Origin of the sequence: Pseudomonas sp. zfem003 (assembly GCF_032621675.1) — a bacterium.
GTDB lineage: Bacteria > Pseudomonadota > Gammaproteobacteria > Pseudomonadales > Pseudomonadaceae > Metapseudomonas > Metapseudomonas otitidis.
Genome location: NZ_JAVYJG010000013.1, coordinates 68,669 through 85,391 on the forward strand (window position 1 = coordinate 68,669; position 16,723 = coordinate 85,391).

The following is a 16,723-nucleotide window of genomic DNA, read 5'->3' on the forward strand; positions in this document are numbered from 1 at the left end:
AACTCCGCCCGCAGCCTGGCCGGCCTGGCGGCCGCCAATGACCGCCTGATCACCAGCGAGCATGCCGCCGTCGACCAGGTGAGCACCGCTGCCACCGAGATGAGCGCCGCTGTCCACGAGGTGGCCCGCAGCGCACAGAACGCCGCCGACGCCGCCCGCCACGCCGAAAGCCAGTCCCGCGAGGGCGCCCAGGTGGTGGGGGCCACCATCCGTGCCATCCGCCAGCTCGCCCAGGAAGTGGAGAGCGCCTCCACCACCATCGAGACGCTGCAGCAGGAGACCGCCAACATCGGTGCGGTGCTCGCCGTCATCAAGGGCATCGCCGACCAGACCAACCTGCTGGCACTGAACGCCGCCATTGAAGCCGCCCGGGCAGGCGAGCAGGGGAGGGGGTTCGCGGTGGTAGCCGATGAGGTCCGCGCACTGGCTGCCCGCACCCAGGACTCCACCAAGGACATCCAGGAAATGATCGCCCGCCTGCAGGTCGGCGTTGAGAATGCCGTGCGGGCCATGCAGGCCGGCAGTCATCAGGCGCGGGACAGCGTCGAGCGCGCCGCCGGGGTGGACCAGGCCCTGAGCGACACCGGCGATTCGGTGCAGCGGATCAACGACATGGCCGCGCAGATCGCCACCGCCTGCGAGGAGCAGAGCAGCGTGACCGAGGAGATCGCCCGCAACATCAGCGACATCCGCAACCTGTCCATGGAGGCCTCGCAGACCTCGGACCAGAGCACCCAGGCCAGCCGGCACCTGTCCGAGCTGTCCAGCGGCCTGGCCAGCCTGGTGGGGCGCTTCCGGGTCTGAACGCAAGTGCTTGTCAGGAAAAGTGATTTCAGCGGTTGTAAGTTTGCCAAGAGCCAGTACAATGGCGCGGCTCGCCGATCTGGCGAGTCGCGTTATGGTGGCCCTGCCGGTCCCCCCGCATTGATCAGCCGTGAACCCGGTCAGGCCCGGAAGGGAGCAGCCGCAGCGGTGACATCGAGTGCCGGGGTGTGGCTGGTGGGGTCGCCTCCTAATTTCTACCCTCGCTTCATCCCCTTCTTTCTGATTTCTTCGCCACGCATTGCGTGAGCACTGCCGTGCCACGTCCCGTCCTTATGGCGTTCCCGTGACCGAAAGAAGTTCGTCACGAGCGTGCATCTCGGGTGCAATTTGCAGGTTGCTCCGCTAGCATTAGCCCCCTCCCGATTCACTGCTGCGACGGTTTTCAATGAGTTATCAGGTTCTTGCGCGCAAATGGCGTCCCCGCTCGTTCCGGGAAATGGTCGGCCAGACCCATGTGCTGAAGGCCCTGATCAACGCCCTGGACAACCAGCGCCTGCACCACGCCTACCTCTTCACCGGTACCCGTGGCGTGGGCAAGACCACCATCGCGCGCATCCTCGCCAAGTGCCTGAACTGCGAGACCGGCATCAGCTCCACGCCCTGCGGCCAGTGCTCGGTCTGCCGGGAGATCGACGAAGGTCGCTTCGTCGACCTGATCGAAGTGGACGCCGCGAGCCGCACCAAGGTCGAGGACACCCGCGAGCTGCTGGACAACGTGCAGTACGCGCCGACCCGCGGTCGCTACAAGGTCTACCTGATCGACGAAGTGCACATGCTCTCCACGCACTCGTTCAACGCGCTGCTCAAGACCCTCGAAGAGCCGCCGCCCCATGTGAAGTTTCTGTTGGCCACCACAGACCCGCAGAAGCTGCCCGTCACCATCCTCTCCCGCTGCCTGCAGTTCTCCCTGAAGAACATGCCGCCGGAGCGCGTGGTGGAGCACCTGACCCAAGTACTCACTGCCGAGAGCGTCCCCTTCGAGCCGGACGCGCTGTGGCTGCTGGGCCGCGCCGCCGATGGTTCCATGCGCGATGCCATGAGCCTCACCGACCAGGCCATCGCCTTTGGTGAAGGCAAGGTCCTGGCCGCCGACGTGCGCGCCATGCTCGGCACCCTCGACCACGGCCAGGTCTACGGCGTGCTCCACGCGCTGCTGCAGGGCGATGCCCGTGGCGTGCTGGAGGCCATCCGCCACCTTGCCGAGCAGGGCCCGGACTGGAACGGCGTGCTGGCCGAAATCCTCAACGTGCTGCATCGCGTGGCCATCGCCCAGGCCCTACCCGATGCCGTCGACAACGGCCAGGGCGACCGTGACCGCGTGCTGGCACTGGCCGAGGCGCTGCCGGCGGAAGATGTGCAGTTCTACTACCAGATGGGCCTGATCGGTCGTCGCGACCTGCCCCTGGCGCCGGACCCGCGCGGCGGCTTCGAGATGGTGCTGCTGCGCATGCTGGCGTTCCGCCCTGCCGATGCCGACGGCGCGCCGAGGGTGGTGCTAAAGGACCCGGGGATCAGCAAGGCCACAGCTGATTCCAGCCAGAACCCCGTGGCCGGAGCCGCCGTTGTGGCTCCGGCGGCCGTCATCCCCGCGCCCGTGCCCCAACCGCCCATGCCGGCCCCTGTCGCCGCGCCCGCTCCGGCGGTCGTGCCGGCCCTGCAGCCGGCGCCGGAACCGGTGGTCGAGGCCGCGCCTGCTGCCGTGGTGCCCGAGCCTGAACCCGAGCCTGTAGCGCCGGTCGAGCCCGTCGTGGCGAGCGAACCGGTCATCGAGCCGGCGCCGCAGCCCGCCGTGGTTGCCGAGTCCCCCGCCGAGGTGCCGGTTGACCTGCCCTGGGAAGAGCCCGCTGCAGCAGCCGCGTCCGTGCAAGTCGCGCAGCCCGAGCCCGAGCCCGAGCCCGAGCCTGTAGCCGAAGCACCCGTACCGAACGCCGCACCGGCCCCAGACGCCGCAGTGCCGGCACCTGTCGCCGAAGCCGTGCCGGCGTCCGAAGCGCCCTTCGACGACGAAGAGCCGCCGCCCGGGGACTATGACGACTACTATCAGGCGGACGCCGATTCCATCGCCTACCTCGACGAGCTTCCCGTCGGCGAGCCGGCCGTGGTGGCCGAGCCCGAAGTCCTGCCGGATGTGCAGCCGGCCACTGGCCTGGCCGCCGAATGGCTGGACCTGTTCCCGCGCCTCGGTATCAGCGGCATGACCGGCAACATTGCCGCCAACTGCACCCTGGTGGCCGTGGAGGGTGACACCTGGCGCCTGCACCTGGACCCGGCCCAGAGCGCCCTGTTCAACGCCACCCAGCAACGGCGCATGAACGAGGCCCTCAACCAGTACCACGGCCGCACCCTGACCCTTGAGGTGGAGATCCGCCGCCCCGAGCAGGAAACCCCGGCCCAGGCCGCCGCCCGCAAACGTGCGGCCCGCCAGCGTGACGCCGAAGACTCGATTGCCAGCGACCCGCTGGTGTTGAAGATGATCGAACAGTTCGGGGCCAGCGTGCGCCCGGACACCATTGAACCCCTTGACCGCTGAGGACAACCATCATGATGAAGGGTGGCATGGCAGGCCTGATGAAACAGGCCCAGCAAATGCAGGAAAAGATGCAGAAGATGCAGGAAGAGCTGGCCAACGCCGAAGTGACCGGTCAATCCGGTGCCGGCCTGGTGAGCGTGGTCATGAACGGCCGTCACGACGTCAAGCGCGTGAGCCTGGATGACAGCCTGATGCAGGAAGACAAGGAAATCCTCGAAGACCTGATCGCCGCCGCCGTCAACGACGCCGTGCGCAAGATCGAGCAGAACAGCCAGGAGAAGATGTCCGGCATGACGGCCGGCCTTCAACTGCCGCCCGGCTTCAAGATGCCCTTCTAAGTGGGGAGCGCCCAGCCAGCACGCATGACTGCGTTGCGAACGGCTCCGGGCATCCTCATTTACAGACGTAAACTCCGGTGCCCGTAGCCGTTCACGCCTTGTACTGCATGCCGTCTGATCGCTCCTGGCGGCAGCGACTGTAATAGAGGTCGGAAGCGAGCAGGGCACCGGAGCTCGTTTCAGCCCCAATCCGAGATTTCTGAATGAGCTTCAGTCCGCTGATCCGCCAACTGATCGACGCCCTCCGCATCCTGCCCGGTGTAGGCCAGAAGACGGCCCAGCGCATGGCGCTGCAGTTGCTGGAGCGTGACCGCAGCGGCGGCCTGCGCCTGGCCCAGGTACTTACCGCTGCAATGGAAGGTGTCGGGCATTGCAAGCAGTGCCGCACCCTCAGTGAGGACGACCTCTGCCCGCAGTGCGCCGATCCGCGTCGCGACGACTCGCTGCTGTGCGTGGTGGAAGGGCCGCTGGACGTGTTCGCCGTGGAGCAGACCGGCTATCGCGGCCGTTTCTTCGTGCTCAAGGGGCACCTCTCGCCCCTGGATGGCCTGGGCCCGGAAGCCATCGGCATTCCCGAGCTGATGGAGCGGATCGAGGCCGGCGCCTTCAGCGAAGTGATCCTCGCCACCAACCCGACCGTGGAAGGGGAGGCGACCGCCCACTACATCGCCCAACTGCTGGTACCCAAGGGCCTGGTGGCCTCGCGCATCGCCCACGGCGTACCGCTGGGTGGCGAGCTGGAACTGGTGGACGGCGGCACCCTGACCCACGCCCTGGCCGGGCGCCGCCCCATCGGCCTCTGATCGCTCTTCAGTAGCCGGGCTTCAGCCCGGGACAGCATTGGCAACGCATCGGCCTACCGGCTACCCCAGCGCTGCCAAGGCCTCCAGCGTCTTGGCATCCATCCCGTAGGCAATCCACTTGCTGTCGGGGCGACCGCCCAGGCGTTGGTAGAAGCGCTCGGCACCTCGGTTGCCCACCAGTACATCCCACTTCAGGCGTCCAGCGCCACGAGTTTGCGCCCAGCGCGCCACGGCGGCCATCAGGCGCTGTCCCTGACCCTGGCCACGCGCGTCCGGCACCAGGTACAGCTCCTTGAGCCGCACCGTCGGGCGCAAGTCGTAGGTGAAGGCGATCTCCTGGGCCACGGCATAGCCGAGCAGTCGGCCCGAGGTTTCCACCACGAAGACCTGGCACTGGGGCTCCGGGCCGAAGGCGCGGGCCAGCAGTTGTGCCTCGCTCACCGCGAACTCCTCCAGATACGCCTCGAAACGCGCCAGCTCGCGCATCAGCGGGAGGAGGGCGGGCACATCCTCGGCCCGCGCCTCGCGTACGGATGGGCTCAACATGCGCACGAGATGGCCGGGCGAGCTGCCTGCTGGCTTTGCGCACCGGTCAGGCTCAGGCCCTCGTCCAGCCAGCCGGTGACACCGCCGAGCATCTCCTTCACCGCGAAACCCAGCCCGGCCAGGCGCACGGCCGCGCGATGGACGCCGTTGCAGTGAGGCCCCGCGCAGTAGACGACGAACAGCGTGTCACGCGGGTAGCCGGCCATGAACTCGGCGGTCATCAGCCGATGGGGGATATTGATCGCGCCCGGCACATGGCCGGCGGCATAGGCCGCTTCGCTGCGCACGTCGACCAGCACGTAGTCCACGTCACCGGCCTGCTGGCTGGCATGTACGTCCGAGCAATCGGTCTCGAAGGCCAGGCGTTGGGCGAAATGGGCCAGGGCGGCTTCCGGGTGGGCAGCGGGGTGCTGGCGAACGAGGCTGGGCATGGTGGTTCTCCGTCGGTTAGGGGATGGCGCCACTGTATCCAGCGCGTTTTCTTCCCTAAAGTGGCGGGCGAGACAGTAACTGGTAAGTTTCCGCCAAATGCGCGACGACCCCGGCTTGGTGGCCATCCTCGCCTACGATGGCCTCTGCACCTTCGAATTCGGCATTGCCGTGGAGATCTTCGGCCTGCCACGGCCCGAATTCGATTTCCCCTGGTATCGCCACTGCATCGTCGGTCTGGACGACGGCCCCATGCGCGCCATGGGCGGCATCCAGGTGCTGGCCGATGCCGGCCTGGAGCGCCTGGCCAAGGCCCGGACCATTGTCATTCCCGGCTGGCGTGACCGCGCCGAGGCACCCCCGGAGCGGCTGCTGGCAGCCCTGCGTGATGCCCATGCCCGTGGGGCTCGGCTGGTGTCCATCTGCTCCGGCGTTTTCGTCCTCGCCGCCAGCGGCCTGCTGGACGGCCAGCGCGCCACCACCCACTGGCGCTACACCGACGAACTGGCGCAGCGCTTCCCGGCCATCGAGGTGGACCCGGACGTGCTCTACGTGGATGCCGGCCCGCTCATCACGTCGGCCGGCAGCGCCGCCGGCATCGACGCCTGCCTGCACCTGGTGGCGCGGGACTTCGGCACCCAGGTGGCCAACACCGTGGCCCGGCGCCTGGTCATGTCGCCCCAGCGGGCCGGCGGCCAGGCGCAGTTCATTCCCGCCCCGGTGGCGCAGGCGCCGCGCAATGATCTGTCCGCCCTGATGCAGTGGGCCCGCCAGCACCTGCACGAGCCCCTGGAGGTGAGCCAACTGGCACGCCGCGTGGCCATGAGCGAGCGCACCTTCCTGCGGCGTTTCAGTGAAGCCACCGGCATGACCCCCAAGGCCTGGCTGCAGCACGAGCGCCTGGCCCGCGCCCGCGAGCTGCTCGAAAGCACGGCCGACGGCAGCGAGCGCATCGCCGAACGGTGCGGCTTCCGCTCGGTGGAGAGCTTCCGCGTGGCCTTCCGCAACGCCGTCGGGCTGCCGCCTTCTGCCTACCGTGAGCGCTTCGGCGCGGCGCATACGACCTGATCGATGGCGCAACTCCCGCCTTGAAAACCAAGCAAGCGCTCGGTAAGTTTTCCTGACTTTCGCCAGGGAGCTATGCCATGCCGGCCTGCCAGGAATACTTCGACGAATCCCATCAACTGGTGCGTGATTCGGTACGCCGCTTCGTCGAGCAGGAAATCCTCCCCCACATCGACGACTGGGAAGAGGCCGAATCCTTCCCCCGCGAGCTCTACCTCAAGGCCGGTGCCGCCGGCATCCTCGGCATCGGCTACCCCGAGCAATACGGCGGCAGCCACGAGGGCGACCTGTTCGCCAAGGTGGCGGCCAGTGAAGAGCTGATGCGCAGCGGCTCCGGCGGCCTGGTGGCCGGGCTCGGCTCCCTCGACATCGGCCTGCCGCCCCTGGTCAAGTGGGGCCGCCCCGAGCTTCGCGAGCGCATCGCCCCGCAGGTGCTGGCCGGCGAGAAGATCATGGCGCTGGCCGTCACCGAGCCCTCCGGCGGCTCCGACGTGGCCAACCTCAAGACCCGCGCGGTACGCGAAGGGGACTTCTACCGCGTCTACGGCAGCAAGACCTTCATCACCAGTGGCGTGCGTGCCGACTACTACACCGTGGCGGTGCGCACCGGCGGCGACGGCTTCGGCGGCGTCAGCCTGCTGCTGATCGAAAAGGGCACCCCCGGCTTCAGCGTCGGGCGCCAACTGAAGAAGATGGGCTGGTGGGCCTCCGACACCGCCGAACTGTTCTTCGAGGACTGCCTCGTCCCGGTGGGCAACCTCATCGGTGTCGAAAACATGGGCTTCGCCTGCATCATGGCCAACTTCCAGTCCGAGCGGCTGGCCCTGGCCATCATGGCCAACATGACCGCCCAGATGGCCCTGGAAGAAGCCGAGCGCTGGGCCCGCGAGCGGCAGGCCTTCGGCAAACCCATCGGCAAGTTCCAGGTGCTCAAGCATCGCCTGGCGGAAATGGCCACCCAGGTCGAGGTCTCCCGCGAGTTCACCTACCGCCAGGCGGCGAAGATGGCCGCCGGCAAGAGCGTGATCAAGGAAATCTCCATGGCCAAGAACTTCGCCACCGACGTGGCGGACCGGGTCACCTACGACGCCGTACAACTGCTCGGCGGCATGGGCTACATGCGCGAGAGCCTGGTGGAGCGGCTCTACCGCGACAACCGCATCCTCTCCATCGGCGGCGGCTCGCGGGAAATCATGAACGAGATCATCAGCAAGCAGATGGGGCTCTGAGCCCCCCGGTGCCGTGAGGCACCGGGGCTCCACCCTCAGGGGATGAAAGCGCAGAGGCCTTTCAGCGCCCCATGCGCTCCAGGGCTTCGGCCGCCAGCACCCGCGTCAGCTCGCCCGCCGGCAGGTGCTTCGACAGCGCCGCCGCCTGGCCCGACCACAGCGACATGAAATCATCGGCACCCGCCGCCTCGGCCTTGGCTCGTAACGGGGCCAGCGCACCGCCCGCCAGCGGGAAGGCCGGTGCCAGGTCACTCAATGGCCCCACCTCACGCATCACCCGATTGAGAATCCCCCGCGCCGGGCGCCCGGTGAACAGGTTGGTGATGGCCGTACCGTCGTCCCGGCTCTGAGCCAGCGCCTGGCGGTGCAGGGCAGGCAGGCGCGCCTCCGGAGTGAACAGGTAGGCCGTGCCCAACTGCACCGCCGCCGCCCCCAGCGCGAAAGCCGCTGCGATGCCGCGTGCATCGGCGATGCCACCGGCCGCAATCACCGGTACCCGCACCGCATCCACCACCTGGGGCAGCAGCGCAAAGGTGCCCACCTGGGTGTCCACCCGCGTATCGAGGAACAGCCCGCGATGACCGCCGGCCTCCGCGCCCTGGGCAATGATCGCGTCACAGCCCCGGGCCTCCAGCCAGCGGGCCTCGGCCACCGTGGTGGCCGACGAAATCACCTTCGCCCCGGTCGCCTTCACCCGCTCCACCAGCGCTGCCTCCGGCAGGCCGAAGTGGAAGCTCACCACCTCCGGGCGCAATGCCTCCACCAGCTCGCAGAGCGCTTCATCGAACGGCGCGCGGTTGGACAGCGGCACTGGCTCGGCCGGGTCCAGGCCGAGTTCCCGGTAGTAGGGCTCCAGGCGCTGCTTCCAGGCTGCAAGGCTGGCCTCGTCCGGCACCGGCGCCGAGTGGGCGAAGAAGTTCAGGTTGATCGGCGCCGCAGTCCCTTCGCGAATCCGCCCGACTTCCTGGCGGATCTGCTCGGCACTCAGCATCGCGCAGGGCAGCGAACCCAAGCCACCGGCCTGTGCCACCGCCACCACCATTTCCGCATAGGACGGCCCCGCCATCGGCGCCTGGATGATGGGCAGTTCGATGCCGAACAGATCCTGGATACGGGTATCGGGCCAACGGGACATGGCAGTGCTCCTGGCAGGGGAAAGGGCGACAGGATACTGCCAAATGCAGCGCGGCAGAGCGGGCGGATTGCCGCGCTGCCGCCCAAGACGAACAAGGCCCCTTGCGGGGCCTTGTCGAAAGCGGGTGGTGTTACTGCCAGTTGGCGGCGATCACCACCTCCAGTTGAGCCCGTTGCTCAGGCGTGAGGTTGGCGTTGCCCGCAGTCGGCGGCGCGAAGGCCGCCATGGCGTTGACCAGGTTCTGTACCTGGCTGTTCAGTAAGGTTAGGCCCGAGCCGGTTTGTAATTGGTCGACTTGAAAGTCTTTACCGTCATACCAGTTGCGAACCGTACAGCTATCTGTCTCGCCCAGTAGGCTGATCACTAGATCTGTACCGACCTGGCGAAGCCACAGGCGATCAGCTTCTATTCCGGTCGCGAAGCGCAGGGTGTCGATGTCTCCGGAGGATGTATCGCGGTTATCAATCACATCCTGTCCGTCGCCTAAGCCGAACAGATAGATATCGCTGCCACTGCCGCCCTGTAGAAAGTCGTTCCCAAGGCCTCCTTGCAAGGTATCGTTGCCTAGTCCACCCGCCAGCCAGTCATTGCCGCCACCGCCATCTAGGAGGTTGTCCGAAGCATTACCTATCAACGTATTGTCCAATGCATTACCGATACCCCTATGGGCCGTGCCAATCAGCTCAAGCTCTTCGACATGGTTGGTAAGAGTCAAATTGATCGAGGAGATAATCCTATCAGTACCCTCGTCGGCATGTTCCACTACGGCATCTCCCAGATCGTCAACAAAGTAAAGATCGTTGCCCTGGCCACCTTGCATCGTATCGCCGCCCTTGGCCCCATCCAGACGGTTGTCACCCAGGTTGCCTATCAGCATATTGCGTGCAGAATTGCCGGTTGCATTAATTGGCTGGTCACCTGTAAGAATCAAGTTCTCCAGTTCGTCGGACAAGGTATAGGAAACAGATGCCTTGACTGTATCAACACCTTCGTTGGCCTTCTCGATCACGCGATCAGCACTGTCGTCAACTACGTAGGTATCATTGCCCTGGCCACCCAGCATAATGTCATTGCCAACTCCCCCATCTAGGACGTTCGCTTCGCTGTTACCAACCAGGCGATTGGCCAAGCGATTACCCACGCCATTGAGCGCTCCCCATCCTTTCAGCTCTAGTACCTCGACCTCTTCAGGCAGTTGATAGCTGATGTACGCTTGGACCCGGTCATATCCTCCCCCAGCTACTTCTTTCACTAAATCGCCAACATCATCGACGATATAGGTGTCATCGCCGCTGCGGCCTTCCATAGGTCCGGAACCGTCCCAGCCGTTCAACGTGTTACCACCTGCATCGCCAATGAGGTCACCGTCGTAACGTGAAATGTAGGTTTTCGGATCACTGGCGCTTTCGGCAAAGATGAAGTTGCCCGCAGACAGTTGCTTGGCCTCGACACCCTTCAGAGTGAAGTAGGCGGTACCTACCTGCCGTTGACCCAACCAGACGCGCAGATACTGCTGGCCATTTATGTGCAGGTTACTGAAATTCAATTCAGTGAAATCATGTAGATGATCGTATTCCTTCAAATCGATTTTCTCGCCGGGATTTGCCGCCTCGAAGTCAAGAATCAAGTTGCCCAGCAATCCTTCGGAAGAGGCATCGTCGATGACAAAGTGATCATTACCCGCCCCGCCAGACACAGCCGCACCGGTAAACCGGACGTCCATGACCGTCACGCTCGCCGCCGACGTATCGAGCCCCTCTACGTCGAATGCGCCCTGATCACCTTCCAAGTAGAGGGTGTCATCTCCGGCATCGCCACTGAGAAAGTCGAGCCCATCATCGCCACGCAGGGTGTCATTACCAGCGCCCCCGCTCAGAATATCGTTGCCGGCGCCTCCAGACATCCTGTCAGCACCGCCTTGCGGGTTATCGGGGGCCCGCTCACCCACTAGCATGTCGTTACCAATACCTCCGTGAATAAAGTCCCCCCCTTGACCGCCGAAGACACGTTCTCCGGCATCGTTGGCCCAGTAGATGGTCCCGCCCGCCGTATCCGGCAGCAATGCATCACCCATGCCGGCAATGCTAGTGGTCGACACGTGGAGATCGTCGGTGAGGGAGCTGTCGATCTGCCGCTTGAGAGGCTCCGGGTTCCCGACGTTGATGGTAATCTGTCCTCCAGCAATCATACCGCCCCCACCTGCCATGACTGTCGTGCCGGTCGCTTGTGTGGAGAAGATGAAATTGTTGGCCGATAGTTGCGTCGCGTTGATTCCCTTGAGGGTGATGAACGCACCACCGCCACCGGTTCCAAGCCATACCCTGAGGTAGTCCTGGCCATTGACCTGGAGCTCACTAAACTTCAGATCCGCCAAGGAGCGAATGCCATTGAGTGCAGAAAGATCAATTTTCTCGTTAGGGTTATCGGCCTCAAAGTCCTCAATAAGGTTCTTCAGCAAGTCCACTGAAAAAACATCAACAGCTGCATTACTAACCACAAAGCGGTCGTTCCCGGCCCCGCCCACGACTGCCGCACCGGTCAAGCGCGCACCATTCCATACGATCTTCGGCGCTACGAGGTTTCCAGTCTCGTAAGATCCCTGATCACCATCGAGGTACAGCACGTCATCGCCAGAATCGCCATTTATGTAGTCGTTGCCTCCCCCGCCTCGTAGAGTATCGTTACCGCCACCACCACGAATAACATCGTTGCCGGCGCGTCCATCAATGTAGTCATTGCCCCCCTCATCACCGGCTGTACTGCGGTCGCCTACTAGAACATCGTTGCTACCACCGCCTCGGATCGAGTCGCCGCCTTGGCCGCCAAACACTCTTTGTCCCGCCGACGAGGTCTGATAGAACTCGCCCGTTGCCGTATCCGGTAGAGCAACTTCATTGGGCGTGATACCAAAGCCGTAGGCGTCGTAACGATTAATTTCTGCTAGAGATATAGGTTGCCTGATGAAGATGAAGTTCTCTGCCCGGAGCTGTGCTGCGTCAATGTTTCTCAGTAGGACATTATGTATGCCGTTAATGCTGAGAAGAGTGTCGCTACCTTGCTGTTTCATGTTCAGCATGGAGGGCGAGTAACTTCCAGGCTGCACTTCGTTGGCGGGTAGTTCGGGATTATAGAAGCCGGCAAGTACTAATTTATCAATACCTAATTTGAAGTCTGTAATGGTGTCGCTGGAGCCTGGTTGTCGCTGCTGCTCAATTATAAAATAGTCAAGATCATCACCGCCGGTAAGTGTATCGTTACCTTGCCCGCCTAGCAGAAGATCACGACCCCCTCCACCGGACAATAGATCGTCGCCATTGCCGCCAAACAAACGGTTGTTCGCAATGTTTCCAATCAATTGATCCGCGAACTCGCCACCAACAGCATTCTCAATGGTCTCGGGATTCCTAATAGTCAGTTGTACACCAGCTAACTGCGCAGTGCCCTTGGTTAAATCGATGACGCTCTTCTGACTAATAGCCGCTGCGTTAATGGTATCAGCGCCGCCATCAAGATCCTCTAGGACATCACGCCCCCGAGCGGCCAATTGCGCATATTCATTTGTATATATATATTGATCGTTTACCGTTTCCCCTTGACCGTAAACGTTCAGGCTCCAGTTATTTAGCGTTCCCGTATTCCCTGTCACGGTATCGATGACCTGCAACGTCCAGTTGCCGGCCGCATGCTCGCCCCGCAGTAGAGCCGTATCGAAGACATAATCTAGGGTGTGATTACCCGCAAAATCCGCGTCGCCATGCTCGGTTTCCAAGCTGCCCGGCGCCTTGCCGGATCGGTTCATCAGAATGGACTCAGTGCCCGACGGCGAAATCAGCTTGATGATCAAATCGCCGGGGCGGCTGTGCGTTAGATTAATCCGCACCTCGGCATGCTCCACCAGCAGGTCGACGCTGCCGACTTTCAAGGTATAGCTAAGACCCGAGCTTTGCCCATCAGGGATCGCGCTGTTGAGTGCCCCCGATTGCAAAGGAGTAACCAAGCGGTACTCATTGGCGTAAATCTGTTGGGTACTCCAAGTCTCAGCCAGGCGCACGGCAGCGCGGGCATCGACCTCGCCGTAGCCATAGTCATGGCTCACATGCATGCCACCGCCGTTCCAGTTCTCACTACCGTTGTCCTGCCAAGTGGTAGACGGATCGGCGACCTTCTTCGCAGAAAGCGCCAGGATTTGCTGCACGTCTCGATAGCCCAGGGCGGGGTTGGCCTCCAGCATCAATGCCACGATGCCGGAGACGATGGGCGTGGCGAAGCTTGTTCCCTGCGACACAGAGGTATCTGCGCCAAAGATGGAGCCGTTGTCGTTCTGTACGAGGCGCGAGGTGGATGTCACATTGGAGCCCGGTGCACTGACTAAGATGCTGGCGCCAGGGCTGGAGAAGGGGGCGCCTCCCAACTGCAAGGCACCGAGATCTGTCGTGGCATTGATCGCTCCCACGACAATGCTGCTGCGTGAATTCGACACGTTAGAATAGTTAGCGTTACCGCCTTGTTTGCGGTCGTTTCCGGCTGCCGAGACAATGATGGTTCCCAGCCCATCACGCCCTTCGCTCAAGGCACGTCTATAAGCTGCGGGCAGCTTCCCCAACTCGGCGGGGGAGAAACGCAAATCGAAGCGAGTGCTACCACCCCAGCTATTGTTGACCACGTCATACTCATGCATATGGTCCAAGCTGGAGAAGTCGTCCTTGTTAACCCAATGCCCGGCGAGCTTCGCATTGTAAGCTACACCGACTCCCCCCTCGCCATTCCGGGCCGCTACCATAACACCAGCTACCAGCGTGGCATGTTCACTGAACTTACCTCCGCTGCCTTCGCCTGCCATCTGTCCGGGGGTGGCATTCGCCAGCCAGAGCGGATCGATGTTCTCTTTGAGATCCGCATGGCGGTAATCGAGAATTTCCTTGGTCGTACCGAAGGCGCCGTTAGTCTCGAACTGACCAATCAGTACGTTCCTGCCGGTGTAGTCCTTCCACACAGGCAAGATATTGGCCTCGGAGAGATACCACTGATCTGTAACCAGCGGGTCATCCGGTAAGTCGGGTGTTCGCAGGAAGACGGCAGCGCGCATGGTGGCGCTCTCGCCACTCCTCATATTGATAACTTCGGCGGCTTCGTTACCTTTCGCGTCGGTCACGCTGTATTTGAAACTCATGACGCCAGCGAAATCGACATCCGGCGTGAACAGAACATCACCGGCTTGAGTCAGCTTCGCCGTACCACCCGTTACATCGAAGAGCGCAGTGATGTGCAGCACATCGCCCTGCCAATCGATATCGTTACGCAGCAATTGCTCCTTGCCGATCAGATGCGCCTTTGTACGGTCGAAGGCGACCCCCGCCTTGTCCGTATTCAGTACATCCTTGGCTAGCAGTGGGTTTTCCAACTCCTCGCTGGCGGTGCCGGGGATATCCACCAGTTTCAGGTTCTTGAAGTTGGCCTTTTCCAGGTTTTTGACGAAGTCCGTGCCATCTCGACCCGCCACCGTATCGCTGATCCAGACCCCTCCCTGAGTCTTGGTGAAGCGGTATTCGGAGAAATCGCCCGACAGTTCAATGACATCGGTACCCTCCCCGCCGTCGAGCGTGTCGTCGCCCGCTCCGCCTATCAGCACATCATCGCCGGCGCCGCCGCTCAGATGATCGTCGTCCAGACCGCCATCGATAAGATCATCGCCCAGACCGCCTAGAATCTGGTCGCGTCCTCGGTGCCCGCGCAGCACATCGTTTCCGGCCCCTCCGCTGATCCAGTCATCTCCGTTTTCTCCGGACAAGGCGTCACTCGCGGCCCCACCGATCAAGATATCGTTGCCATCGCCACCACGCATGAAGGCAGTGCTTGTTCCATTGCTGATAAAGACGTCATCCCCGCGTCCACCCTGAGCGATCTCTACCTCGGCCTGCGTTAAATTGAGGAAAACGCCTTTATCCCCAACCACCTGCACGATATCGGTTCCTTCGCCGCCATGAATGTTTGCTGGCAAATCATCCGCATCGATCAGCAGGACATCATCGCCCGCGCCGGCGTTGAAGGTGTCACCGCCCTGGCCGCCTGCCAGCCAGTTGGTCCCGGCATCACCGATCAGCACGTCGTCGCCTGAGCCACCCGTGGCGTTATTCACGCCTTTCTGCGCAATGTCGATTATTTCGCCGGTCTCGGACGAAGAGGCATAGGCGCTGACCGGTGCGGCTTGCCCGCCTCCCTGGGTCGAGATGAGGACTCCCGAACCGTTCGCTGTGAAGGTATGGCCGGTGGGGTTAGCCAGAAAATTGGCGGCGATGGCTTCCTTGGTCGAGCCACCCTGCACGAAGGTCCCGCGGGCCAGCACCTCATTGCCATCGCGCACCTCGCCACTCTGCTCCGCGTAGGCCAGGTCGATCTGGATGATGCCGAGTGCCGACAATGATTTCAGCTCGCTCGCTTCGCCCGCATCTACGACGCCGTTACCGTTGGCATCGTCCCAGCTTTTGCCGTCATGGTTGGTATCCGTCCATACCTTGATGCTTGACCAAGCGTCGTCCTTGTCGTCAAAAACATCGTCGCCGTTGCTGTCCAGGCTTTTTAGCGCGTCGAATCCATTCTTGAAGCGCTTCTCGCCTGCATTCCCTGCACTGCCCGTCGCCCCGCCAAAATACTCCGATAGAGTTTCGCCGATGTGGTCAATTTTGCCATTTCCATCGTGATCGACCACGACAATCCCGTCGCCTGAACTCACCCAGCCGGTCTCTTCCAAGCTGCCGCCGTCGTTATCGATATCGAACAGTACTGGCGTGCTGACATAATCGGTCAACCGGACTCCATCGCCATCCAAGTCGAGTACCAGCGGATCGGTAGGCAGCGTCAATCGCGCCTGGGCATTGCCCGAATTGAGCAAGGCGCCGTATTTATTGGGACCGTATGAAAAGCCTTGTGTCGCACTGCGCAGGCTGAAATCGAATACATCCTTGACGGTGTTTCCATTGCCCGGTCGATAGCCGTCGGCGAGAATTTGGGTTGCGGCGGCGGTGAACGTGTTATCGATCCAGTTGCCTTGATATTGATTGAGGTTGAGTTTATTGGCGTCGAAGTTAACCTTCCACCCCCCCCCGCTAGCGACGAGCCCCTGCGCGACTTGTGCAGCGCTTGCTTCGTGATCAACTGGCTCCTTGTATTTCAGTTCTGCAACCATGTCGGTGCTAAAGTTAAATTTATTGTCGGTCTCACCAAAGAAAGACTGATCATTAATTCCAAGCCATATGCAGGTCTGCCCCTTCCTGTCCTCATAATATTCCCCATGTCGAGTCAAGTCGTCACGAATTATCTTGGCGCCATGCCCTTTAAGCAATTTTTCGATATCATCCTTGTTATTTCCTGGCCAGAGATCTCCTTCAAAGTTTTTTTTGTTATAGCCAATAATTTTTAGAGAGGCGTAAGCGAAATCTACACAGCTATTGGTTAGAAGATTGTAAGTTGAGTCATCAAAGCCGTATTTATTGGGGGTTTCTGAAAATTCTTTTAATTTATAATATTGTTCTTCGGTTAATGTGATTTTTACTTCATAGAGCGTTTCCTGGTATCCACTGTCGTCGTGGCGAGAGATATCCCCGGGGCCAAACATCTCATCATTTCTCGAAGAAAACCCATAGCTCTCTCTCTCGTGTCCGTCGCTCAAGCTATACCATATATGTCCACCTGGAGAGGTATGCTCATCTCCTATCTTGTGATCAGCTTTGTCGGCTTGATAAATATATAGCGCCCCGGCCTTGGAAACTTTATAGGTAACGCTATATTCTTTCGCTGCACTCATTTCAGAAATCCTTTCTCGTTAG

The 16,723-nt window shown here is 61.9% G+C and carries 10 protein-coding genes and 1 other RNA gene; 7 read left to right on the forward strand and 4 right to left on the reverse strand.

The features are described 5' to 3' along the window. Positions 1-78: 78 nt before the first annotated feature. The 5 genes from RTK35_RS30730 to recR all read left to right on the forward strand — a co-directional run bounded on the left by RTK35_RS30730 (position 79) and on the right by recR (position 4,496). Positions 79-804 carry a methyl-accepting chemotaxis protein gene (locus RTK35_RS30730; RefSeq protein WP_373874401.1) on the forward strand — a complete coding sequence of 242 codons (726 nt, stop codon included), beginning with the start codon at positions 79-81 and terminating at the stop codon, positions 802-804. A gap of 104 nt (positions 805-908) precedes the next feature. Continuing rightward, positions 909-1,005, forward strand: an RNA gene (gene ffs, locus RTK35_RS27530) — signal recognition particle sRNA small type. Between the two features lie 205 nt (positions 1,006-1,210). Continuing rightward, complete coding sequence (gene dnaX / locus RTK35_RS27535; RefSeq protein WP_316909461.1) at positions 1,211-3,355, forward strand: DNA polymerase III subunit gamma/tau; 2,145 nt, start codon at positions 1,211-1,213, stop codon at positions 3,353-3,355. Positions 3,356-3,366: 11 nt separating this feature from the next. Continuing rightward, positions 3,367-3,693, forward strand: coding sequence for a YbaB/EbfC family nucleoid-associated protein (locus RTK35_RS27540; protein ID WP_044412787.1), 327 nt, complete (start codon positions 3,367-3,369; stop codon positions 3,691-3,693). A 203-nt stretch (positions 3,694-3,896) separates the two neighbouring features. After that, on the forward strand, positions 3,897-4,496 hold the full coding sequence (recR, locus tag RTK35_RS27545; protein WP_316909462.1) for a recombination mediator RecR: 600 nt from the start codon (positions 3,897-3,899) through the stop codon (positions 4,494-4,496). Positions 4,497-4,556: 60 nt separating this feature from the next. Here the strand turns inward: recR and RTK35_RS27550 are convergent, their stop codons facing one another. Together RTK35_RS27550 and RTK35_RS27555 are read right to left on the reverse strand one after the other, a co-directional pair. Further along, positions 4,557-5,042: a GNAT family N-acetyltransferase gene (locus tag RTK35_RS27550; RefSeq protein WP_316909463.1), complete on the reverse strand. Its 486-nt coding sequence runs from the start codon at positions 5,040-5,042 to the stop codon at positions 4,557-4,559. Continuing rightward, positions 5,036-5,473, reverse strand: coding sequence for a rhodanese-like domain-containing protein (locus tag RTK35_RS27555; RefSeq protein WP_172433154.1), 438 nt, complete (start codon positions 5,471-5,473; stop codon positions 5,036-5,038). The genes RTK35_RS27550 and RTK35_RS27555 overlap by 7 nt, the downstream gene beginning before the upstream one ends. Before the next feature lie 97 nt (positions 5,474-5,570). Between RTK35_RS27555 and ftrA the strand changes: the two genes are divergently transcribed. Both ftrA and RTK35_RS27565 read left to right on the forward strand, forming a co-directional pair. Continuing rightward, on the forward strand, positions 5,571-6,539 hold the full coding sequence (gene ftrA / locus RTK35_RS27560; RefSeq protein ID WP_316909464.1) for a transcriptional regulator FtrA: 969 nt from the start codon (positions 5,571-5,573) through the stop codon (positions 6,537-6,539). A gap of 77 nt (positions 6,540-6,616) precedes the next feature. Further along, on the forward strand, positions 6,617-7,765 hold the full coding sequence (locus RTK35_RS27565; protein ID WP_316909465.1) for an acyl-CoA dehydrogenase family protein: 1,149 nt from the start codon (positions 6,617-6,619) through the stop codon (positions 7,763-7,765). A 61-nt stretch (positions 7,766-7,826) separates the two neighbouring features. On the opposite strand, the gene RTK35_RS27570 is transcribed toward RTK35_RS27565, so the two are convergent. Together RTK35_RS27570 and RTK35_RS27575 are read right to left on the reverse strand one after the other, a co-directional pair. Then, a complete protein-coding gene (locus tag RTK35_RS27570; protein ID WP_172433156.1) occupies positions 7,827-8,900 on the reverse strand; it encodes an NAD(P)H-dependent flavin oxidoreductase in 1,074 nt (357 codons plus the stop codon). A gap of 130 nt (positions 8,901-9,030) precedes the next feature. Beyond that, the gene (locus tag RTK35_RS27575; RefSeq protein WP_316909466.1) at positions 9,031-16,701 is read right to left on the reverse strand and encodes a S8 family serine peptidase; all 7,671 of its coding nucleotides are present in this window, start codon (positions 16,699-16,701) and stop codon (positions 9,031-9,033) included. Between the last annotated feature and the right edge of the window lie 22 nt (positions 16,702-16,723).